The 19,822-nt window shown below is 43.3% G+C and carries 22 protein-coding genes; 15 read left to right on the forward strand and 7 right to left on the reverse strand.

Annotated elements, in window-relative coordinates; genetic code table 11:
* The first annotated feature begins 108 nt into the window (after positions 1 to 108).
* The 10 genes from BLQ81_RS13590 to BLQ81_RS13635 all read left to right on the forward strand — a co-directional run bounded on the left by BLQ81_RS13590 (position 109) and on the right by BLQ81_RS13635 (position 8,021).
* Positions 109 to 342 (forward strand): AtpZ/AtpI family protein, encoded by a 234-nt coding sequence (locus BLQ81_RS13590; RefSeq protein WP_092730910.1) that lies wholly within the window; start codon positions 109 to 111, stop codon positions 340 to 342.
* Between the two features lie 280 nt (positions 343 to 622).
* Positions 623 to 1,006, forward strand: a complete 384-nt coding sequence (locus BLQ81_RS13595; RefSeq protein ID WP_092730912.1) for a hypothetical protein — start codon at positions 623 to 625, stop codon at positions 1,004 to 1,006.
* A gap of 21 nt (positions 1,007 to 1,027) precedes the next feature.
* On the forward strand, positions 1,028 to 2,056 hold the full coding sequence (atpB, locus tag BLQ81_RS13600; protein ID WP_092730914.1) for a F0F1 ATP synthase subunit A: 1,029 nt from the start codon (positions 1,028 to 1,030) through the stop codon (positions 2,054 to 2,056).
* A 37-nt stretch (positions 2,057 to 2,093) separates the two neighbouring features.
* The gene (atpE, locus tag BLQ81_RS13605; protein ID WP_092730916.1) at positions 2,094 to 2,351 is read left to right on the forward strand and encodes an ATP synthase F0 subunit C; all 258 of its coding nucleotides are present in this window, start codon (positions 2,094 to 2,096) and stop codon (positions 2,349 to 2,351) included.
* A gap of 81 nt (positions 2,352 to 2,432) precedes the next feature.
* On the forward strand, positions 2,433 to 2,927 hold the full coding sequence (locus BLQ81_RS13610; RefSeq protein ID WP_092730918.1) for a F0F1 ATP synthase subunit B: 495 nt from the start codon (positions 2,433 to 2,435) through the stop codon (positions 2,925 to 2,927).
* A gap of 6 nt (positions 2,928 to 2,933) precedes the next feature.
* Positions 2,934 to 3,497 carry an ATP synthase F1 subunit delta gene (gene atpH, locus BLQ81_RS13615; protein ID WP_092730920.1) on the forward strand — a complete coding sequence of 188 codons (564 nt, stop codon included), beginning with the start codon at positions 2,934 to 2,936 and terminating at the stop codon, positions 3,495 to 3,497.
* Positions 3,498 to 3,520: 23 nt separating this feature from the next.
* The gene (gene atpA, locus BLQ81_RS13620; RefSeq protein ID WP_092730922.1) at positions 3,521 to 5,098 is read left to right on the forward strand and encodes a F0F1 ATP synthase subunit alpha; all 1,578 of its coding nucleotides are present in this window, start codon (positions 3,521 to 3,523) and stop codon (positions 5,096 to 5,098) included.
* 55 nt (positions 5,099 to 5,153) lie between these two features.
* Positions 5,154 to 6,023 carry an ATP synthase F1 subunit gamma gene (gene atpG / locus BLQ81_RS13625; RefSeq protein WP_092730924.1) on the forward strand — a complete coding sequence of 290 codons (870 nt, stop codon included), beginning with the start codon at positions 5,154 to 5,156 and terminating at the stop codon, positions 6,021 to 6,023.
* A gap of 614 nt (positions 6,024 to 6,637) precedes the next feature.
* Entirely contained in the window at positions 6,638 to 7,177 is a 540-nt protein-coding gene (locus BLQ81_RS22310; protein WP_175454234.1) for an HNH endonuclease domain-containing protein, read from the forward strand.
* Complete coding sequence (locus BLQ81_RS13635; protein ID WP_092730959.1) at positions 7,161 to 8,021, forward strand: HIT domain-containing protein; 861 nt, start codon at positions 7,161 to 7,163, stop codon at positions 8,019 to 8,021. Before BLQ81_RS22310 ends, BLQ81_RS13635 begins: the two co-directional genes overlap by 17 nt.
* A gap of 5 nt (positions 8,022 to 8,026) precedes the next feature.
* Here BLQ81_RS13635 and BLQ81_RS13640 read toward each other — a convergent pair whose 3' ends face one another.
* Positions 8,027 to 9,163 (reverse strand): AAA family ATPase, encoded by a 1,137-nt coding sequence (locus BLQ81_RS13640; RefSeq protein ID WP_092730929.1) that lies wholly within the window; start codon positions 9,161 to 9,163, stop codon positions 8,027 to 8,029.
* A 582-nt stretch (positions 9,164 to 9,745) separates the two neighbouring features.
* Here BLQ81_RS13640 and BLQ81_RS13645 point away from each other — a divergent pair.
* Positions 9,746 to 10,909, forward strand: a complete 1,164-nt coding sequence (locus BLQ81_RS13645) for a baeRF3 domain-containing protein (protein WP_092730931.1) — start codon at positions 9,746 to 9,748, stop codon at positions 10,907 to 10,909.
* A gap of 254 nt (positions 10,910 to 11,163) precedes the next feature.
* Here the strand turns inward: BLQ81_RS13645 and BLQ81_RS13650 are convergent, their stop codons facing one another.
* The gene (locus tag BLQ81_RS13650) at positions 11,164 to 11,799 is read right to left on the reverse strand and encodes a GDSL-type esterase/lipase family protein (RefSeq protein WP_092730933.1); all 636 of its coding nucleotides are present in this window, start codon (positions 11,797 to 11,799) and stop codon (positions 11,164 to 11,166) included.
* 142 nt (positions 11,800 to 11,941) lie between these two features.
* Here BLQ81_RS13650 and BLQ81_RS13655 point away from each other — a divergent pair, with 142 nt between their 5' ends.
* Positions 11,942 to 12,772 carry a UbiA prenyltransferase family protein gene (locus BLQ81_RS13655; protein WP_139183635.1) on the forward strand — a complete coding sequence of 277 codons (831 nt, stop codon included), beginning with the start codon at positions 11,942 to 11,944 and terminating at the stop codon, positions 12,770 to 12,772.
* Positions 12,773 to 12,933: 161 nt separating this feature from the next.
* On the opposite strand, the gene BLQ81_RS13660 is transcribed toward BLQ81_RS13655, so the two are convergent.
* The 3 genes from BLQ81_RS13660 to BLQ81_RS13670 form a co-directional block, all read right to left on the reverse strand.
* Entirely contained in the window at positions 12,934 to 14,292 is a 1,359-nt protein-coding gene (locus BLQ81_RS13660) for an acyl-CoA dehydrogenase family protein (protein ID WP_092730937.1), read from the reverse strand.
* Positions 14,293 to 14,424: 132 nt separating this feature from the next.
* Complete coding sequence (locus BLQ81_RS13665; RefSeq protein ID WP_092730939.1) at positions 14,425 to 14,787, reverse strand: type II toxin-antitoxin system VapC family toxin; 363 nt, start codon at positions 14,785 to 14,787, stop codon at positions 14,425 to 14,427.
* A gap of 4 nt (positions 14,788 to 14,791) precedes the next feature.
* Positions 14,792 to 15,022 carry a hypothetical protein gene (locus BLQ81_RS13670; protein WP_092730941.1) on the reverse strand — a complete coding sequence of 77 codons (231 nt, stop codon included), beginning with the start codon at positions 15,020 to 15,022 and terminating at the stop codon, positions 14,792 to 14,794.
* A gap of 159 nt (positions 15,023 to 15,181) precedes the next feature.
* On the opposite strand from BLQ81_RS13670, the gene BLQ81_RS13675 reads away from it, so the two are divergent.
* On the forward strand, positions 15,182 to 15,481 hold the full coding sequence (locus tag BLQ81_RS13675) for a hypothetical protein (RefSeq protein WP_092730943.1): 300 nt from the start codon (positions 15,182 to 15,184) through the stop codon (positions 15,479 to 15,481).
* Positions 15,482 to 15,771: 290 nt separating this feature from the next.
* On the opposite strand, the gene BLQ81_RS13685 is transcribed toward BLQ81_RS13675, so the two are convergent.
* Together BLQ81_RS13685 and BLQ81_RS13690 are read right to left on the reverse strand one after the other, a co-directional pair.
* Positions 15,772 to 17,103, reverse strand: a complete 1,332-nt coding sequence (locus tag BLQ81_RS13685) for an alkaline ceramidase (protein WP_092730961.1) — start codon at positions 17,101 to 17,103, stop codon at positions 15,772 to 15,774.
* A 160-nt stretch (positions 17,104 to 17,263) separates the two neighbouring features.
* Positions 17,264 to 18,427: an AIR synthase related protein gene (locus BLQ81_RS13690; protein ID WP_092730947.1), complete on the reverse strand. Its 1,164-nt coding sequence runs from the start codon at positions 18,425 to 18,427 to the stop codon at positions 17,264 to 17,266.
* Positions 18,428 to 18,610: 183 nt separating this feature from the next.
* Between BLQ81_RS13690 and BLQ81_RS13695 the strand changes: the two genes are divergently transcribed.
* Positions 18,611 to 18,814, forward strand: a complete 204-nt coding sequence (locus BLQ81_RS13695; protein WP_092730949.1) for a type II toxin-antitoxin system VapB family antitoxin — start codon at positions 18,611 to 18,613, stop codon at positions 18,812 to 18,814.
* Between the two features lie 88 nt (positions 18,815 to 18,902).
* Positions 18,903 to 19,193, forward strand: a complete 291-nt coding sequence (vapC, locus tag BLQ81_RS13700; protein ID WP_217636670.1) for a type II toxin-antitoxin system VapC family toxin — start codon at positions 18,903 to 18,905, stop codon at positions 19,191 to 19,193.
* Positions 19,194 to 19,822 lie beyond the last annotated feature (629 nt).

Below are 19,822 nucleotides of genomic sequence, written 5' to 3' on the forward strand. Positions count from 1 at the left end.
AAAATAGGCTTTTTAGCTTACTTACCGAACGACCATAAAGCCCAAATCGTACCATAACCTCAATTTGACATCCTTTTTACTGAAATTTTTAGATACTTTCACTTTACTATGGAAATCGAGAAAGGAAAAAAAGGCAAAGAAGACAGCAGTACGCCAGTCTATGTGAAATATATCGGCCTTTCTTTTCAGTTGTTTGGAATCATTGGTGCCGGTACTTATTTCGGTTGGTTGCTTCAGCAGCGGTCTGAAATGAAGTTTCCGGTTTGGATTTTGGTTTTCTGTTTTCTTTCTGTTTTTGTGGCTTTTTATCAGCTTTGGGCGCAGATGAAGCAGGATAAGTAGTTTTTTAGAGACAAGAAGCTAGACACAAGATGCAAGACAAAACTTGAGAAGTAGGTAGTTGCAATTTAGAAAGGCAGAAGTCAATAGTCAGGAAGTTGAAAGGAGATGGATAGGCCTTTAAGGAGAGAGCTGTAAGTTGTTTTTACTTCGATTAAGCAATTTCTCAGTTCCTCAATTCAACCCTTCCACAATTCACCGGTTCAGCAATTCCAAAATTCACCACAAAGAATACTGTCCGACGACGGAAAGAAAATTTGGGCTACTTTTGTGAAAAAAAGCGATGGCTCTACCCAAATCCATTCACCTCAGATTTGTTCTTTTTTCGGCAGCAATAGCCGTTTTAATTGTCACTCTGAATTTTTTATTGCCTCAGGTCATTCATGAAAAAATCTGGGAAATCTATTTTTTCATGGTGATCACCTCCTTTTTGATCGGTTTGCTCAATGGTTTTTTACTAAAAAGCTTTGCTGAAAATTTCTTCCAAATTATGGTTTTGGCCATGATTCTGAGATTAATTGCCTCATTGGTATTCATTGGACTAGAAGTATGGCCGGGAATGGCCAATATTATTCTGTTTATCGCTGATTTCTTTATGATTTTTTTGTTCTACTTGGTTTTTGATATCTACACCTTTCTGGCTAACTTGCGGCCGATTTCGAAGTAGCCCCTCAAAACAAACGAGTTGATGACGCGTAAATTATTGGCCTTAAGTCTTTTACTGTCAGTTTTCACACTGATTTTTTCTAATTCAACGCTTGCAGCAGGATCAGATGAAGATAAGACGAGCTTTATCATGCACCACGTTGTAGATTCCCATGAGTGGCATTTTGTTACTTTTGGCGATACTCACGTGACGCTTCCACTTCCTGTGATTGTTTATTCAGCAGATCGTGGATTGGAGTTTTTCAAGTCATCTGATTTCCAAAATCACGAAACGCATAAATTCGGAAAAGAATATGCGTATGAAGGATATTTTATAGATGATCATGATCATTTGGGTCGGGTAGACGGAGCAAGTTTCATCGATTTCTCGATTACCAAAAATGTCGTCATGATGTTTATTGTATTGTTTTTGGTGGCTTATCTCGCACTGTCAGCGGCAAATCACTACAAAAAGAATGGTCCAGTAGCTCCAAAAGGTGCTGCTGCAATTCTGGAGCCGATCATCATTTTCGTCCGTGACGAAATCGCTCAGAAATCAATCGGCCCGAAATACAAGAAATTCGTCCCTTATTTAATTACACTTTTTCTTTTTGTCTGGTTTGGCAACCTACTTGGGTTGATTCCCGGTGCAGCCAACATGACAGGCAACATCGCGGTGACGATGGTTTTGGCGGTTTTGACTTTCATCATAACCAACGTCAACGGGAATAAGGAGTATTGGAAGCACATCTTCATGACTCCCGGCGTTCCTCCGCTTATGTTGCTCATCATTGTGCCGGTGGAGATCATCGGATTGTTCACCAAACCTTTTGCTTTGATGGTACGACTATTTGTCGCGATCACAGCGGGTCACATCGTAATCCTTGGCTTTATTGCCTTAGCCTTTATTTTCGAATCCATTACAATAGGTGTCGTTAGTACCGTGATGGTGACATTTATCAATATCATCGAGTTGCTGGTAGCCACAATTCAGGCCTATGTGTTTACGCTGTTTTCAGCGATGTACATTGGATCTGCGGTGGCAGAACACGCACATGACGATCACCATTAATCAGTAATTTCTTTGTTCAATTTATAAATCTAAAACTATGTTAATGTCTATCTTATTGTCCGCTGGTTTTGCTCTTATGGGAGCTGGTATCGGTGCAGGTATTGTTGCGATTGGCGCAGGACTTGGTATCGGTCGTATCGGTGGTCAGGCAATGGAAGCTATTGCTCGTCAGCCTGAAGCTGCTGGTAAGATCCAAGGTGCAATGTTGATCATTGCTGCCTTGATCGAGGTGGTTTCCCTGTTTGCAGCAGTAATCTGTCTGTTGATCGCGCTTAACATCGCGGGCATCAGCTAAAAAAATCGAAAAGGGATCGGCGCTAGGCCTTTCCCTTTTCTTATTTTCTATTGAACAATCTGAAATAAATCACACACATCCATGGATTTAATAACCCCAGGTTCCGGTCTGATATTCTGGCAGCTGTTTGGCTTCCTAGGTTTGCTTTTCATCCTCATCAAATTTGCTTGGAAGCCTATGCTTGCGGCTTTGGAGGAGCGCGAAAGCAGCATCGAAAACGCCCTCAAAGCGGCTGAATCAGCTCGTAATGAAATGGCTAATCTCAAGGCAGACAATGAAAAACTACTTGCCGAAGCACGTCTGGAGCGTGACGTCATTTTGAGAAAAGCGCAAGAAGCTTCTGTGAAAATGATTGAAGATGCCAAAAACGACGCCTTAAAAGTTACGGCACAGCAGATCGAAAATGCCAAAGCAGTAATCGAAACTGAGAAAAAGGCAGCCCTGACTGAAGTGAAAAATCAGGTGGCTATCTTGACACTTGAAGTTGCTGAAAAATTATTAAGAAAAAATTTGACTGACCAAAAAGCGCAAAAAGCCCTCGTCGACGAATTTATAAAAGACATTAAGCTTAACTAAATCCTCATGTCAAACCATAGAGTTGCATACGCTTATGCCAAGTCTCTGATGGAATTGGCCATCGAAAGAGGCCAATTGGAAGAGGTGTATCAGGATTTCCTGCATTTGGTCAATTTGGCCAAATCAAACAGGGATTTTGAACTTGCGATGAGAAATCCCACCGTAAGCTCTGATAAAAAGCTGAAAATCCTGAAAGCCCTCTTCGAAAAAAGAGGTACAACAAATACTACCCTCGCTTTCTTTGAAATTCTTTGCAGAAAGAACAGAGAGGAAGCTTTGATAGACATTGCCAAGGAGTTTCAGGCACAATACCAACTCCACAATTCCATACAGGTAGCAGAAGTGACTACTACCTTTCCTTTGGATGATAATCTTCGGGCTGAGTTTACCAAAATTGTTCTGGAAATATCCGGAATGAAAACCGTTAAGCTCATCGAAAAAATCAATCCTGATCTGATTGGAGGGTTTATCCTTCGGGTAAATGACCGTCAGTTGGACGAATCCTTAAGTAGTAAATTGAGAGAATTGCGTGCTCAGTTTGCTGTTAATCTCTACGAAAGTAAAATTTAGAAAAAGCATTAATAGACGATAACATGGCAGAAATAAGACCTGATGAAGTTTCGGCAATCCTGAGAGAACAACTCGCGGGTGTCAGAACTGCAGCCGAACTTGAAGAAGTAGGTACAGTCCTCCAAGTAGGTGATGGCGTAGCGCGTATTTACGGGCTTTCCAAAGCACAATCCGGAGAATTGCTTGAATTCGACAACGGAATGAAAGCAATGGTTCTAAACCTCGAAGAGGACAATGTAGGTGCTGTATTGTTTGGTGATTCCAAAGAGATCAAAGAAGGGGATACGGTAAAGCGTACCAAGAAAATCGCTTCTATCATGGTAGGCGAAGGCATGCTTGGAAGAGTTGTCGATACCTTGGGAAATCCAATTGATGGAAAAGGCCCGATCGAAGGACCACTATACGAAATGCCTTTGGAGCGAAAAGCTCCCGGTGTAATCTACCGTCAGCCAGTAAACGAACCGCTTCAGACTGGTATCAAGTCTATCGATGCGATGATTCCGATCGGACGTGGTCAGCGGGAGTTGGTCATCGGTGACCGTCAGACTGGAAAGACTGCCGTGGTAATTGATGCCATCATCAACCAAAAAGAATTTTACGAAAAAGGAGAACCTGTTTTCTGTATCTATGTAGCGATCGGACAGAAAGCCTCTACCGTAGCTAACGTAGTGGCTGCACTTGAAAAAGGCGGAGCACTTCCTTATACCGTAATTGTAGCTGCCTCTGCTGCAGATCCAGCTCCGATGCAGTTCTTTGCGCCATTTGCAGGAGCATCTATCGGTGAATTTTTCAGAGATACCGGCCGTCCGGCTTTGGTGGTCTATGATGATCTTTCCAAGCAGGCAGTAGCTTATCGTGAGGTTTCCCTACTATTGAGAAGACCTCCGGGACGTGAAGCTTATCCGGGTGACGTTTTCTACCTACACTCAAGATTGCTGGAAAGAGCTGCGAAAATCAACAAGTCTGATGCCATCGCAAGTCAGATGAACGACCTTCCGGATTCCCTGAGACCTTTGGTCAAAGGTGGTGGGTCTTTGACCGCACTTCCGATTATCGAAACGCAGGCAGGTGACGTTTCCGCTTACATCCCAACAAACGTGATCTCGATTACGGATGGTCAGATATTCTTGGAGACCAACCTTTTCAACTCCGGTATCCGTCCTGCGATCAACGTAGGTATCTCCGTATCCCGAGTGGGTGGTAATGCACAGATTAAGTCAATGAAGAAAGTGGCAGGTACTCTGAAATTGGATCAGGCGCAGTTCCGTGAATTGGAAGCGTTCTCCAAATTCGGATCTGACTTGGATGCTTCTACCAAGCGTACCATCGAAAGAGGACGTCGTAATCAGGAAATCCTGAAGCAGCCTCAGTATGCCCCGGTATCTGTAGCGCATCAGGTAGCAATCATCTATGCTTCTACGAGAGGCTTGATGGACAGCGTGCCTGTAGAGAAAGCGAGAGCATTCGAGAAGGAATTCTACGTGTTGCTTGACTCTACTTATCCTGAGGCGTTGCAATTGATCCTCAAAGGTGACGTGGACGGTGCAGGAAAGATTCTTGCTACCGCAGCTGCCGAACTGGCACCTAAATACGCTAAATAATTGAAAATCCCCGGCGGGGGCGACCTCGCCGGATTGATAGAATTACAACTCACTGATGGCTAATCTTAAGGAAGTAAAGCAGCGAATCACCTCGGTAATCTCTACACAGCAGATCACAAAGGCCATGAAGATGGTGTCCGCCGCCAAACTGAGAAGGGCACAGGACAAAATCATTCAGATGCGTCCTTACTCTCAGAAGTTGACCGCTATTCTGAACAACGTGTCTGCGGCCTCGGAAGGTGCCACCGACCTGGTTTATGCGCAGAAGCGAGAGGTGAAGAAGGTGCTGCTGATCCCCATTACTTCGGACAAAGGACTCTGCGGAGCGTTCAATTCCAACGTGTTAAAAGCAACCAATCTTGCCATTCGCGCGCAATTTGTTGGTGCTGACATCACCGTGATGACTATTGGTAAGAAGGCCTTGGAATACTTCAAAAAGACCAACTACGCCAGAATCGAAGATTACTCCACACTTTTTCTGAGTCTTTCTACTGATGCGATTAGCGAAGCGGCAAATTATGCCATGGATGCATTTGTTGCGGGGGAGTTTGATCAGGTAGTTTTGGTATTCAACGAATTCAAAAACGTAGCGACTCAGTTTGTTAGAACCGAGCAATTTCTTCCGATGGCAGCTGTAGCGACCGAAAAAGTCACGGTAGAGACGGATTATATCCTGGAGCCTTCCCGCGAGTTTATCATCGAGGAGTTGGTGCCAAAGGCCTTGCGGGTGCAATTCCTCAAAGCCATCCTGGAAAGCAATGCTTCAGAGCATGGCGCCCGAATGACAGCGATGGATAAGGCTACCGAAAACGCCGGAGACTTGCTCAAAGAATTGAAATTGATGTACAACAGAACCCGTCAGGCAGCCATCACCAACGAAATCCTCGAGATCGTATCCGGTGCCAATGCCCTTGCCGGAAAGTAATCAAGCAATAGGTCCCAAAATAGAACCACAGCTCGTTAGGGTTGTGGTTTTTTTATGACTTTTGTATAAATTGAACTAAAGTTTTTAATGCTATGACGTTCAATTTGCCTGATGATAAGTCTCTTCCAGTTCAATTTTTATCAGCAACTTTAAAAAAGACTTCTGCCACCTATAAGTTTTATTGGTTTCTTTCCTTGATCCAATTGGCTGAGGAAGAAGGATCAAAGATTGAAAAAAGGAAATTATTTGCCCGAATGCTGGCAAATGCTTGGTATACCGTTAATTACTTCAAAGTTTCTTTTGGAAAACAGGATAAGGTCCAAGAGGCAGCTTTGTTTTTCAAGGAAACAAAGAAGGTGTCTATCGACCTAAGTCGCCAAAGAGTTTGGGAAAAAATTCTTTCTTTTTCTGATTCACAATCCCAGAGTTTCCTTGCTCATTTTGATAATCAGGTGCCTCATTGGTTTCTTTCCCCTTGGTTTCCAAAGATGAGTCCGTCACAGATTTACAAGGCATCGAGAGATGTGAAGCTGAAATGCCTCTATTCCTTATTCTCAAATTACATTGAAATTCATCCTGATTGGATGCAGTACCTTCAGAAGAATTCCGGTATTTTGAAAGATTTCTGCCATTGGAACCTAGGTTTATTTTTACAGAAGCATAACCCGAATGTGCCAGATATTCCTAATAAGTTGATTAAGCCAATTGGAAGGAAAAATTTAACCAAACAAAAAGTGGAATTTTGGAATCTTTATTTCGATGAGGTATCTGATCAAAAGTGCATTTACTCAGGTAAAACAATTACTAAAGAGATTTATGCTTTGGATCATTTTGTGCCTTACAACTTTGTTTCTCATGATTTGAACTGGAATCTGGTTCCAGCACATCCTTCAATCAACGCATCGAAAAGCGACAAGCTTCCGAAACTCAACCAGTTTTTCGATACTTTTTTTGATATTCAAAAGAGGAGTTTTGAGTTGGTCTTCATCAAAAAATCAAATTCTAAGTTGATTGAAGACTACCTAACGATTTTTCCTTCTTTTGAACATTTTCTCAACGAAGGTGAGGCTAAGATTAGGTTTAAAGAAACTTTAGAACCTTTGATTACAATTGCTCACAATAATGGATTTGAGTTTTATGAGCCAAAATGCTAATCAATATTCCCATCTCACTGCCAAGGAGCGAGATTCTCTTTCCTTTCCAGCAAGGATTATCAAGGAAAGGAACCTTCTAAAAGGTGAAATACTCGATTTTGGATGTGGTTTTGGAAAGGACGTCGAAATTCTAAAGACTAAAGGATTTCAGATTTCCGGATATGACAAACATTATTTTCCTGCTTTTCCAGATCAGCGATTTGATACTATTATCTGCTTTTATGTTTTGAATGTATTGCTTCCAGAAGAGCAATCAAAAGTCTTGATGGAGGTTTCCTCCCTGCTAAAGCCAACAGGAAAGGCCTATTTTGCAGTAAGAAGAGATTTAATTTATGAAGGTTTTAGAATCCATAAAATCCACCAAAAACCCACTTTTCAAACCAATGTTGTCTTGCATTTCCGATCCTTTTTCAAAAATGATAATTGTGAGATCTATGAATATCAGCATTACAATCAAATTCAAAAGGCTGATTCAACTTGCCCTTTTTGCAATCCAGGCTCAGAGGTTGACTTGATATTGGAGTCGGCTCAAGCATACTCAATTTTGGATAAATTTCCGGTTAATCCCGGGCATTCTTTAATTATACCCAAAAGGCATGTTTCGGATTATTTTGAGTTAAGTTTTAAAGAGCAATCTTCTTGCATTTTTATGCTTAATGAAGTGAAAAAGGAAATCCAGAAACGCTCTAATCCGGAGGGATTCAATGTGGGAATTAATACTGGAGAGGTTGCCGGTCAAACTGTTCCTCATGTTCATATCCATTTGATTCCAAGATATTCGGGTGATGTGGAAGATCCCAGAGGTGGGGTGAGAGGGGTTTTGCCTGAGAGAAGATTGTATTAATTTTTTCAATAAGTCCCCTGAATCCATCTTTCGAAAAACACATCATATACCTCGTAGTAGGTATTTCCCTCCGAATCGAATTCCCGGAATATCATTTCCTTTTCTATTAAGACATCCAGGGATTTGAAAACCGTGGCTGAGCTTCCCAGATTGTTTTTTCCAATGAAATCTTTGGAAGTAGGGCCATAGACTCGTCCTGTTTTGGCAATGGCTACAGCGAGTTTCCATTGGTGGAGGCTTAGCAGTGTTCTATAGTGGAGAAAGAAGGTCTCATTTTCATTGAGAATCTGTTGGGCCGAGGTCTGCCAATCGGATATCTCATAGGATGTGGTAGGGATCTGGTAAAGCCGATTACAAAGCAGTTGGACATAGTAGGTATGGCACTTGGTCCAATCTAAAAGCTGATCTGCTACATCGGAAGGCATAGTTTTCCCATGTTTTGCAAACGTGTTTACGATGAACTTTTTGTATTCTTCTTTATTTATCTTTTCGAGCTTTAGTGGGCTGGCACTTTTATAAAACGGTCTTGAAGGGTCAGAGAAAAGTTCACTGAGAATCGATTGTTGACTTCCTGAAAAAAGGAAAACGACATTTTGGAGTTGCTGAATAGCGGAACGAAGCCAAGCATCCGTGTTTTTCTCCGGATAGGAGTGGATTTGCTGAAACTCATCGATTGCAATCACGATAGGCTTCTGCCAGCTTGATAAAAAGCTCAATAAATCAATAATTGGCTTTTCCGCTTGACTGGTTTGAAAACTTACCTGTGGAATACCACTCAACTGGTCGAAAGAAATAGTGGGCCTCAGACTTTTGACAAATTCCCAAACTCGCTTTCCCGTGCTGTCTTTTTCGGAAAAATGTTGGAGCAGTGAAGCTCCCAAGCTGTTGAGCAGCTGTTGTTCATTTTCTGTAGAAAGGATATCCAAATAAATAAATTCCCAATCAGCGGGAAGTAATCCCTTTACATGGTGAATTAAGGCAGTTTTCCCCAGCCTCCGGTGACCCATTAATAGACAAGACTGGCCATTCTGAAGGAATTGGGCCAACTGTTGGCTTTCTTTTTCCCGATCACAAAAATATCGTGGACCATAATATCCGGAAGTTGGAAAGGGGTTCGTTGGAGTTTTGTATTTACCAGCCATAAGAGTAGCTACTTTTAACTCACCAAAAGTAATTCACCAAAAGTAATTTACCAAAAGTAATTTACCAAAAGTGAATTGACCGCTGGGCCTTGAACTCCTCATGCGCAATGGCAGATATCCCGCTCGCATATTAGGACAACTTTGACTCACACCAGCCGTTAACCAAACTGTAATCAGCCTTGGGCATACGGCCTAAAATCCTGTTGATTTATTTCCGTTTGAGATTACCTGCTCAGCTTTGGAATTGATTAAAAGGGATTTAACCTCCCTTGGCTTTCCTGATTTATTTCCACCCTTTTTTAAATCAGCCATCAGTTCTTCGTTATTGATTTCTTTTTGTTTTTGAATTCAGATCCATTTTCTGAGCATTCACTGCTATTTGGCACAACTAAGAAATCTCAAATCTTCCCCGTTTCCCCGAGTGGATTCCGTGCACTCACCCGATTTGTCTTAGGATTAACCTTTTATACTCATCAATCTTTTTATAACTATGAAACCGAGCATGACCCAAAGCGACACCCAAAGGGATGATTATTCTGCATGCGAGATTCCATGTGACCACTAAAAAACAATTATATACACATGAAAACTAACAAAAACACCACCCCCGTCAATAAAGCATTACTTCAGGAACTTTTGGCAGTAGCTGAATCGCCCTGTCTGTCGCTTTATATGCCTACGCACCGAACCCATCCTGAAAATCTTCAGAATCCGGTGCGATTCAAAAATCTGATGAAAGAATTGGAAACTTCGCTGCTGAGGAAGTATTCAAAGGATGAAATCGAAAAACACCTTCAGCCCCTGCTTGAAATCACAGGTGGGGATGGTTTCTGGAATTATACTTCCGAAGGATTGGCGATATTCAGTTCGCCGGGATATAGTAAAGCCGTGGACCTGGCCACCAGCCCAAAAGAAATGGCAATTGTGGCGGATACTTTTCACACCAAACCGATTCAGTACTATTTACAATCCACAGGTCGGTTTCATGTCTTGGCAATAAACCGGCATGATATCCAGCTGTTTGAAGGCAATCGTCATTCGCTGGTTGAATTGGAACTTCATGCGCTTGTTCCTGCTACGATGACTGATGCGCTTGGTGAGGAAAAGACCGATAAGCATTCGACGGTCGCCTCTTATGGCGGCACGGGTGCTTCGATGCACCACGGTCATGGGGGTAAAAAAGAGGAAGTGGATATTGACTCAGAGCGCTATTTCAGAGCTGTGGCAGAGTCCGTAGCGGAGCATTATTCCAAGCCTACCGGCATCCCGCTTTTGCTTGCGGCTTTACCGGAATATCATCACCTATTTCACCAAGTCAACAAAAATCCCTTGTTGCTGGAAGACGGAATAAAAATTAACCCGACGGCTGTTTCGATAGATAAAATGGCAGCTATGGCCTGGGAAATCATGGAGCCGGAATTTCTCAAAAAACAGGAGGAACTTGTCAGCCGTTACAATCAGTCCAAAGCCAATGGCTTGGGAAGCGAAGACATCAAAGAGGTAGCAGTGGCTTTGGTGGAAGGTAGAGTTGATACCTTACTTATCGAGGCAGACCGGATTATTGCCAGCCGAATTACCAATTTGGTCACAGGCAATGTTCAGAACAAAGATATTAACAACCCGAGAGTAGATGATTTGCTGGATGACATGAGCGAGTTGGCGCTCCGAATGGGTGGTCAGGTCACTGTGTTGAATCCGGATCAAATGCCATCCGAGTCGGGAGTGGCAGCGATTCTTAGGTATTGATTTTTGAATCTTTAGAAAGCAAAAAAACCTCAGGTGCATCTACAATGTGTTTGAGGCTTTTTTCGTTTTTGTTTTTCCCAAAATATCACTGGAAAATAAGTGGTGAGAGGAGGGCTGCCTGTCGGCAGACAGGCATTCACAGCGGCCATAAATTGCAAAACCCATGACATTACCCGGAAATTGCTCCTCATAATCATCGGGATCGAGGGACGAAGAAGAAGCAATTTTTCAATTTTCCAATCTTCCAATCGGTTTTACAAACGGATCCTCCTTGCAATCACATTCGCCATGATCGTCAAGCCTTCTTTGTTGGGATGGACACCGTCGGGAAGCAATTCTGTTTTATTCATCAAGGGAGTGTAGAGATCGATGGCTTCTGCCCCGGATTTTTGGATGATTTCGTACAGCATCAGCCGCTGTTCATTGTTCATGACCTCGGGATTGATTCCAAAGTTTTCGCGGGTCACAGGCACAGGAATCACGATATAGACTTTCCCATCGGCAGGCATGTGCGTTCGAAATTCAGCGATCAGGTCTAGGTAATCATTTACAAAATCTGCTTTATGCGCCCAATTTTGAGGCTTGGAATCGTTGGTTCCCAGTTTGATCACGAGGACGTCAGGAGTGAAGTCTTTGGCCTCCTGAAACTGAGGCTCGTTCCAAATAGGGAAATCGCCTTTCTTAAGAAGCGTGCGCCCACTTACACCAAAGTTTTTGACCTCATAGGAGTCGCCGAGCAAAGCTCCCACTTGTAGTGGATAGCTACCGGGGTTGTCTCTGCCGGGACCTTGGGTGATGGAGTTGCCAAGGAAAGCAATTCTGATAGGGCTTTGGGCGAAAGTGGCCAAGGAGGCAAAAAGTGCGATCAATAGGAGGGATAGGGATTTCATAGGAGTTGATTTTTGTCAACAGTCCACTGTCAACGGACGACAGCAGGTTGGTGATGTGGGTTTTTTCCCCAAAAATAGAAAATTTGAATAGAAAATAACCATGGACTGTGGTCTGTCGACTGTTGACTCCTATTTTTATCCCATGGCCCTTCAAAAATCTCCCTATCAATACATTTCCTGGCTTTCCATTGATGTTGTAATCGGTGCGATGGCGGGGATGGTATTCTTTGAGGAATTACTGCATTCTAACCTTCAATGGCCCGCATATGTGCTGTTGGCATTGGCCGTTTGGAGTATTTACACGCTTGATCACCTGCAGGATGTCCACAGTACGGATTTGCCCTCGTCGCCCCGACGGGTTTATCATCTTGCCCATTGGAGACTGCTGAGTTTAATTCTGGCCATTTCTGTTTCGCTTGGCTTGACTGGCGCATTTTGGTGGTTTGGTTGGGGTAAAGAACTTCAACTCACGCTAGCCTTGGCAGTGATGATTTTGGGGAGTAAATTTTTGATTCGCAAAGCCGGACCGGGCTGGATGAAGGAATTTTCCATTGCGGTGTTTTATGTGGTGGGGATTGCTTGGCTTCCTATCCTTCGGGCTGATGGAATAGACTTGGTTTGGCAGGATCTGATTTTTATCCTTATTTACATGTGCCTTGCTTTTTTGAATTTGCTGATGCTTTCTTTCATTGATAAAGATGAAGATCAAAATGCCGGCTTTTTTTCGGCAGCATGGTCACTTCCACCAATTTTACTTATCCAATGGATCCGAAAGTTGGCTTTTGCTTTGATCTTTATTTCCATGGCGGGATTTGTCCTACTGTCCTCCTTTTATAGACCTTTTGCATGTATTTTGTTGCTGATGAGCTTGGTGCATTACCTGACTTTTTTCCAGGCAGGACTATCATTGGAGCAAAAAAGAATGCGAATGGAAGCAAGTTTTATACTGCCGGGATTGCTTCTTTTTCTTTGATTTGCACCGCGGAATCTCTAAGGTTCTATCCAAAAAAGCTTTAGCTTTTCTTTGTGTTCTTGAATGAAGTATCCCTTGGTGTTCAGGGTTGAGGTTCAAATGGAGATTTCTTCTAGAAAAACTAAATACTCTGAGTTCTCTGTGGTAAAATCTTTCTGTTTTTACACAAAAGCACTGTGTCCGGTGATTGCCCTTCCGACGATCAGGGAGTTGATCTCTTTGGTGCCTTCATAGGAATAGACCGCCTCGGCATCTGCCACAAAGCGTGCGATGTTATGCTCGAGTAAAATCCCGTTTCCTCCAAAAAGCTCCCGGGCGTGATCTACAATCGAGCGCATTCTTAGCGTACAGAAGACCTTAGCAAGAGAAGCATGCTCATCCAATAATTCGCCTTGATCCTGCATCTCCGAAAGCCGGAAAACCATCGTCTGCATAGCTGTGAGATCCCCCAACATAGTCACCAATAGATCCTGTACCAATTGAAATGATGCGATCGGTCGGCCAAATTGAATCCGCTCGTTGGTATAGGCCAAAGCCAACTCATACGCACCTCGTGCACATCCCACCGCCTGCCAGGCTACACCGGCACGGGTCATGCGAAGGACTTTTGCGGTATCCCGGAATGAGTTGGCCTCCTGTAGCCGATCTGTTTCCGGGACTGCACAGTTGGTCAGGGTGATGAGTGCATTTTGGACGGTACGGAGCGCCATTTTGTCTTCCATCTTTTCCGCCGAGAACCCGGGATTTTCCTTTCGGACAATAAATCCTTTGACCTGATTGTCATCCAAGTCTCTCGCCCAGATGATGGTGATGTCTGAGAATGTGGCGTTTCCGATCCATTTTTTCTGGCCATTCAAAATCCAAACCTCCCCTTCCCGCTTGCAGGTGGTGGTCAGTCCTCCTGCCACACCCGAACCCACCTCAGGTTCGGTGAGGCCAAAGGCACCGATTTTCTCGAGTTTCTGCATTTTGGGAAGCCACTCTTGCTTTTGTTGCTCCGAGCCGCAGAGGTAGATTGAACCCATGGCCAGGCCACTTTGAACTCCGAAGAAAGTGGAGATCGAGGTGTCGATGCGCGCCATTTCCATAGCGATAAACCCTTCCAAAAGCGCGGAATGTCCCGGGCAGCCATAACCCTGATAGGTGAGCCCTGCGATGTTGAGTTCGGCCATTTTTGGGATGATGTGCATGGGGAATTCAGCGCGATTCCAGTAGTCATTGGCGATCGGTTTAATCTCACGTTCCATAAACTCCCGGACCTTAAGCTGGATTTCCCGTTCCTCAGGTTTCAAGGTTTTCCCCAACTCATAAAAATCTCCGTTAATGGCAGGGATTTCTTTGGGTTTTCCACCACCTTTGAGCATCCCCATCATTTTTTGTAGGTCAGATTCACTCATTTGTGAGACGAGGCCGACCATTTTGGGCAGGTCCACTTTTTGCGAGAGTTTGGAGATTTGGTCCAAGTCCACGCTGCTGAGTAATTGACGGATTCCAGAGATTTTTTTTAGGATGTTTTTCATCGAGTGGGTTGTTTTGGGGATGAGAAGATATTAGACACAAGAAGTTGGATTTTGGAAACAAGAGCCTAGAAACAAGTGTCAAGACACAGCAGGATCCGAACCCTTGGTTTTACCTTGAAAAATGATCATAGGTTATTGAAAATTGACAACCTTTAAATCTGAAATCCAGTCAAAGTCCTTTGTGTTTGCAGTCACCAACTCTAATTTATTTACTAAGGCTGTGGCTGCAATTATCGAGTCTCCTAAAGTCATTTTTCTTACTTGTCTAAGTTTTATCGCTGATTCAACAATGCTTTCAGTCAATTGGATTGAAGGAATCGATCCAAAGAAAATTTGAAAACCCTCACGTTCATGATCAGTCAATTTTGAATAGCCCAAAACTTCTATTTTGCTAATTATAGAAGTGACCAAATTTTTCGCTCTTAAAAAATCTCGAATCTGATCATGACTAGGAGACAGTGCATGAATGATGATATTCCTATCCAGTAAAAACATATAATTAAAAAGGAAGGGCTCTATCTTCTCTAATCTCGCGTTGCCATTCTTTGGGATCTTTAATCGAATTGACAGGATGGCTCTTTGCAAGCGAATCGAGTAAGTCTCCAACTTCTATTTGCTTAATGGTTTTGCTTTTCTCTACCTTGACTTTCGCGGCTTCCCCTTTGACCAATTCAAGGATTTTATCAATTAAATCAGATTGGCTAGTTTCTATAGTGATTTTCAAGTCCATATCAGAATCATTTTTTTCAAGTTAAAGATAATCACAATTAAATGATCAATTTTCAAACGCAATTATCAGTGTTTAGTATAGGTCAATTCTTGAAGAGTGTTCATTGATTTTCTTGCGTCTTGATACTTTTGTCTTCCTACTCGCTTCTACCTTTTACTCATGTCAGATGCCTATGGTTTCCTTGCTCCCTTTTATCAGATAATTTCAAGACTGGTTTTCGGAGGGGACTTAATCTACGCAAATCAAGCCTTTTTGGAAGGAGTTGAAGGTAAAAAGTTGTTAATCATCGGCGGTGGGGATGGTGAGGCCTATCGGGATTTTGAGGGAAATGTGGAGGGTGAGTATTGGGAATTGTCACCACGGATAACCCAATTGGCAAAAAGAAATCTTAAAGCTTCGGGATTAAAAATTCAAACCGGGTCTTGGCCAAGTACAGGAAAATTTGACCGGGCTTACTAGCCCTTTGTTCTCGATACCTTGCCTGATAATGAGATTACAATACTGCTCTCGGAAATAAAAGTGGCTCTTTTGGAGGATGGCAAAATCGTGGTTTCTGACTTTTTTGATCCGGTAGGTATTCAGCAAAAATTGATTCAGAAAGGAATGATCGGCTTTTTCCGGCTTATTACTTCACATCGAAGAAAGGATCTCCCCAGTTTAAACAGTCTGTTTAAAAATGCGGGATTTGAATTGAATCATGAAAAATGCTGGCGAAAAGGATGGATCCGGTCCCAAGTTTGGCAAGCTGTTTAGCGTCCTGATTTTGAAATGGTTTTCCGAATCAATTGATCAAAGTAGTGACCATTTCCCGGGCCATACCAGTTGGTCTCCCGGACTTCATGGTAGTGTTCATCATAGAGTTCGTCGGGCGTAATGTAGCCGATATAGCCACCGTTGAAAGTAGTAACGATCAGGTTGAGCCCCTTTTCTTTGGCGAGCTTTTCCCATTCTTCATAAAAAACCCCGGAGATTTCTCCACTTGATGTAATCAATAATAAGTTGCCGATCTGGGTGAAATCAAGGTGCGGATTGGTCTCTCCAAGCAAATAATTGAATAGCCAAGGTCTGATACGAAGATTGTCAGTTATCCGCAAATGCGGTTCGCGGAGGCCGATATCTAATCGTGAGTGAAGAATCCGGGGTGTCTTCAAGGTGGCAAACTGAGTCATTCGAAGCCAAATGGCGGAATCCAAACTTGCTGCATAGGCCTGAACTTTTTCTGGAGTATTTCCCGGAGAAAGCGGTCTGTGGCTTCCGACAGTCCCTGCTGCAAACATGGCAAACTCATATTCTCGTGCTTCCAAAGCACGGGTCAAGTATTTGGGATAATCACCCGATAAGCCCATAAACTTTGAGCTCAAACAGGTAGCATGAGCTGAATAGGTGAAAAAGGCTGCCTTTTCGCCGGTTCTTTTGCTGAAAATCAACTGACGTACAAATGGATCATAAGGCGCATCTTTGATGAAACGATTTGCCACATATTTCCCTGCATCGACTTTGCGATAGCTGAGTGAAACAGTGTCCTGAGTGGAAACCGCAAAGCGGAGTGCTTCGATACTTTTGTTTACCAAATGGTCCACGATCTCTTGGTCATAACCTCCGAAAGCCAGTTTGCCAATCGCCCCGGGCATATAGCCGCTCATACCTGAATGGGTATGGGTCGCGGTGAAAATCAACTGATCAGGTGCTAAGCCGGAGTTTGCTACTCCCTCTTCAACAGCTTTTGCCAAAGCAGGGTGGACAATCAAAAGTTCAAAATTTAGCCAGGCGATTTGGGTTTTGCCATTGCTCAGCGTGATGGCTTTGACAAAGCTGCTGTCCTGTACAAATTCATAGGGGCCACGCGGGGCATAGCCCACCAAGTCAACAGGTTTATCCGGTGTTACATTGGCTTTTCCCCAGCCTGCCAACCAAAAGCCGCCTTCAGAACCTTGCCAGGGTGTTTTTTCAAGACGATCGAAAGTTTCGTGGTAAAATTCCTGTTCTTCAATCGGTGAGCGATCTACCCTGGTAATGGTGGCAAGGATAATCAGGAGGAGAACCCCAAAAGACCAAGAGAGAATTTTTAAAAAGCGAGACAAAGGATTTGCGATTTTTGATTTACGAGGTGTCGACAATTTTCATCGCAAGTATAAATTCGCGACTTTTTTCAATTTCGAACATCGAATGTTGAATAACGAATGTCGAAGATTCCCATCGATTACCAGTTACTTGTTTTTCCCCCTTCAGGGGGTCAGGGGGTCAATACTCAAACGTCCCGTACTGACTCTGAATTGTGACTTTTTTGGTACCGTGAGGCTCGACTCGGCCGATAATTTTGGCCTCTACTCCGTATGATTCCGCGATGTCGATGATTTCCTCGGCGAAGCGCTCATCGAGGTAAACCTCCATCCGATGACCCATGTTGAAGACCTTATACATCTCTTTCCAGTCTGTTCCGCTTTCTTCCTGAATAACCCGGAACAATGGTGGGGTTTCAAACAGGTTATCTTTGATGACGTGAACTTTGTCCACAAAATGCAGTACTTTGGTCTGTGCCCCTCCGCTGCAATGCACCAGCCCATGAACATGCGGACGCATATAGTTGAGGACATCCACCATGATCGGAGCGTAGGTTCGGGTTGGGGAAAGGACGAGCTTGCCCATGTTGACCGGGGCACCCGGAGCGGGATCGGTCAGGTTATATTTTCCGGAGTAAACCAGATCATCAGGAACAGCCGGATCAAAGCTTTCAGGGTATTTGGTTTTCAGAAGTTTATTGAAAATGTCGTGACGGGCTGAAGTCAGGCCATTTGAGCCCATTCCACCATTGTACCCAGTCTCATAGTTGGCTTGGCCAAAGGATGAAAGCCCAACGATCACATCTCCTGCCTGGATTTTGTCATTGGAAATGACATCCTCTCTGCGCATGCGGCAGGTAACCGTACTGTCAACGATAATTGTCCGTACCAGATCTCCCACATCGGCAGTTTCTCCTCCGGTGAGTACGACATTTACACCGTTATCTCGGAGCATTTGCAGGACTTCTTCCGTGCCTTGAATAATGGCAGCGATTACTTCTCCCGGGATCAGGTTTTTGTTTCTTCCGATGGTGGAGGAAACCAAAATATTATTGATTGCACCTACACAAAGCAGGTCATCCGTATTCATGATGATGGCATCCTGCGCTATTCCCTTCCAAACGCTAAGGTCACCGGTCTCTTTCCAATAGAGGTAAGCCAAAGACGACTTGGTACCGGCACCGTCCGCATGCATGATATTGCAGTACTCCGGATCATTGCCGAGCGTGTCTTCCACGATTTTACAAAAAGCCTGCGGAAAAAGGCCTTTGTCAAGCTTGGAAATGGCGTTGTAAACGTCTTCTTTGGATGCGGAAACTCCGCGCTGCATATAGCGCTCGTTCATGATGGGGGATGATTTGGTTAAGTCAAAGGTACGGAATTGAGTTTTGAAAGATTGAAAAATTTGAAAATTGTAGGCTTTGCCAGAAGGTATGTTTAAACATGCGTTTTAAAGAAATCAGCTTTCAAACTTTTGAATCAGAGAACCCTCAGTAATCAAAATGTGTATTTTTATAAAAACCTACACATGAGAACAAATATTGACATCGACGAAGAGTTGATTCGTGAAGCAATGAAGCTAACGGGAATCACGACGAAAAAAGGTGTGGTTGAAAAGGCTCTTGCGAACATGGTTTCCCTTAAGAAGCAGGAAAAAATTAAGCAGATTAGAGGGAAATATCAATGGGAAGGAGATCTTGACGAAATGAGAGAAAATCGTGATTTTGGTTGACAGCTCAGTTTGGATTTCTTACTTAAATGGTAAAAACACGAAAGAAGCAGAGTTTCTTAGTCGGTTTATTTGAGTGGAAAATATTCTGATGACTGATTTAATCTATACTGAAATTCTTCAAGGGTATCGTGAAGACTATGTTTTCAATGAAGTTAAGAGTTTCCTTGATGAGTTTCCTTTTGCAATAGTTGGAGGTCAAGAAATAGCTCTGAAATCCGCTCAGAATTATCGGTTTTTGCGAAAAAAAGGCATCACAATTCGTAAAACCATCGACTCCTATATTGCTACATACTGCATTGAGAAAGAGTTGATTTTACTTCATTTGGATAAGGACCTCCAGCCATTTGTAGATCATTTGGGGCTTAAATCGATTTTTTGAGATTTAAGCTAGTTTAGTTTCCCGCAGATTTTCGCAGAAAAAAACACAGATTTTCACAGATTTTTTCAAAAAAATTAGATGTTAGGAATGGGTTAGCTTGATGTTAATTCACAGACCAAACTTTTTTAAATCCTAATTCCTCGAAGTATCATAATTTGTAACTACGTATATCCGCTTTCTTACCAGTAACCAAATTTTATAAATGTTCACCTCGACTTTCCTCCCCTCCCATCATTAACCCCGAATCCGGAGGCCGAGCGAAGTCGAGGCCATTTTTGATCTACTGGCATCATTGCGGATAATCATATGTGTGCCTTGAAGCGGAGGAATAAGTCCTACGCATGCTGTTGAAAAGATGATGGTAGGTCCATCGTGTAGGCTGTCAGCCAGACTTCACAAACCACTTTATGGTGCGTTTCACCGAAAGGTACTCGTATTGAGCGATAAAGAAAAGGCGGAGGTCATCCGTCAGGTGAGTAACGGGGAGTTGAACGAGAGTGAACCTCCATAGTAAAACATCGATATATCCATAGCCCATACTGAAACTGAGGGGGTATATGTGTTCTCAGGAATAAAGTCCGGCAGGTGTAAGCTGCTACTGGCCGGACAGTATGCGGTGTAAAGGAGGC

It is taken from the genome of Algoriphagus alkaliphilus (genome assembly GCF_900103735.1).
GTDB lineage: Bacteria > Bacteroidota > Bacteroidia > Cytophagales > Cyclobacteriaceae > Algoriphagus > Algoriphagus alkaliphilus.

Coding starts and splice junctions, on each gene's coding strand:
- atpH (WP_092730920.1), top strand. CDS start 2,934: ATGTCAAACCATAGAGTTGCATACGCTTATGCCAAGTCTCTGATGGAA.
- BLQ81_RS13610 (WP_092730918.1), top strand. CDS start 2,433: ATGGATTTAATAACCCCAGGTTCCGGTCTGATATTCTGGCAGCTGTTT.
- BLQ81_RS13670 (WP_092730941.1), bottom strand. CDS start 15,022: ATGGACTTGAAAATCACTATAGAAACTAGCCAATCTGATTTAATTGAT.
- atpA (WP_092730922.1), top strand. CDS start 3,521: ATGGCAGAAATAAGACCTGATGAAGTTTCGGCAATCCTGAGAGAACAA.
- BLQ81_RS13655 (WP_139183635.1), top strand. CDS start 11,942: ATGGCCCTTCAAAAATCTCCCTATCAATACATTTCCTGGCTTTCCATT.
- atpE (WP_092730916.1), top strand. CDS start 2,094: ATGTTAATGTCTATCTTATTGTCCGCTGGTTTTGCTCTTATGGGAGCT.
- BLQ81_RS13650 (WP_092730933.1), bottom strand. CDS start 11,799: ATGAAATCCCTATCCCTCCTATTGATCGCACTTTTTGCCTCCTTGGCC.
- BLQ81_RS13595 (WP_092730912.1), top strand. CDS start 623: ATGGCTCTACCCAAATCCATTCACCTCAGATTTGTTCTTTTTTCGGCA.
- BLQ81_RS13660 (WP_092730937.1), bottom strand. CDS start 14,292: ATGAAAAACATCCTAAAAAAAATCTCTGGAATCCGTCAATTACTCAGC.
- atpG (WP_092730924.1), top strand. CDS start 5,154: ATGGCTAATCTTAAGGAAGTAAAGCAGCGAATCACCTCGGTAATCTCT.
- BLQ81_RS13690 (WP_092730947.1), bottom strand. CDS start 18,427: ATGAACGAGCGCTATATGCAGCGCGGAGTTTCCGCATCCAAAGAAGAC.
- vapC (WP_217636670.1), top strand. CDS start 18,903: ATGACTGATTTAATCTATACTGAAATTCTTCAAGGGTATCGTGAAGAC.
- BLQ81_RS13665 (WP_092730939.1), bottom strand. CDS start 14,787: ATGTTTTTACTGGATAGGAATATCATCATTCATGCACTGTCTCCTAGT.
- BLQ81_RS13675 (WP_092730943.1), top strand. CDS start 15,182: ATGTCAGATGCCTATGGTTTCCTTGCTCCCTTTTATCAGATAATTTCA.
- BLQ81_RS13695 (WP_092730949.1), top strand. CDS start 18,611: ATGAGAACAAATATTGACATCGACGAAGAGTTGATTCGTGAAGCAATG.
- BLQ81_RS13590 (WP_092730910.1), top strand. CDS start 109: ATGGAAATCGAGAAAGGAAAAAAAGGCAAAGAAGACAGCAGTACGCCA.
- BLQ81_RS13640 (WP_092730929.1), bottom strand. CDS start 9,163: ATGGCTGGTAAATACAAAACTCCAACGAACCCCTTTCCAACTTCCGGA.
- atpB (WP_092730914.1), top strand. CDS start 1,028: ATGACGCGTAAATTATTGGCCTTAAGTCTTTTACTGTCAGTTTTCACA.
- BLQ81_RS13635 (WP_092730959.1), top strand. CDS start 7,161: ATGAGCCAAAATGCTAATCAATATTCCCATCTCACTGCCAAGGAGCGA.
- BLQ81_RS13645 (WP_092730931.1), top strand. CDS start 9,746: ATGAAAACTAACAAAAACACCACCCCCGTCAATAAAGCATTACTTCAG.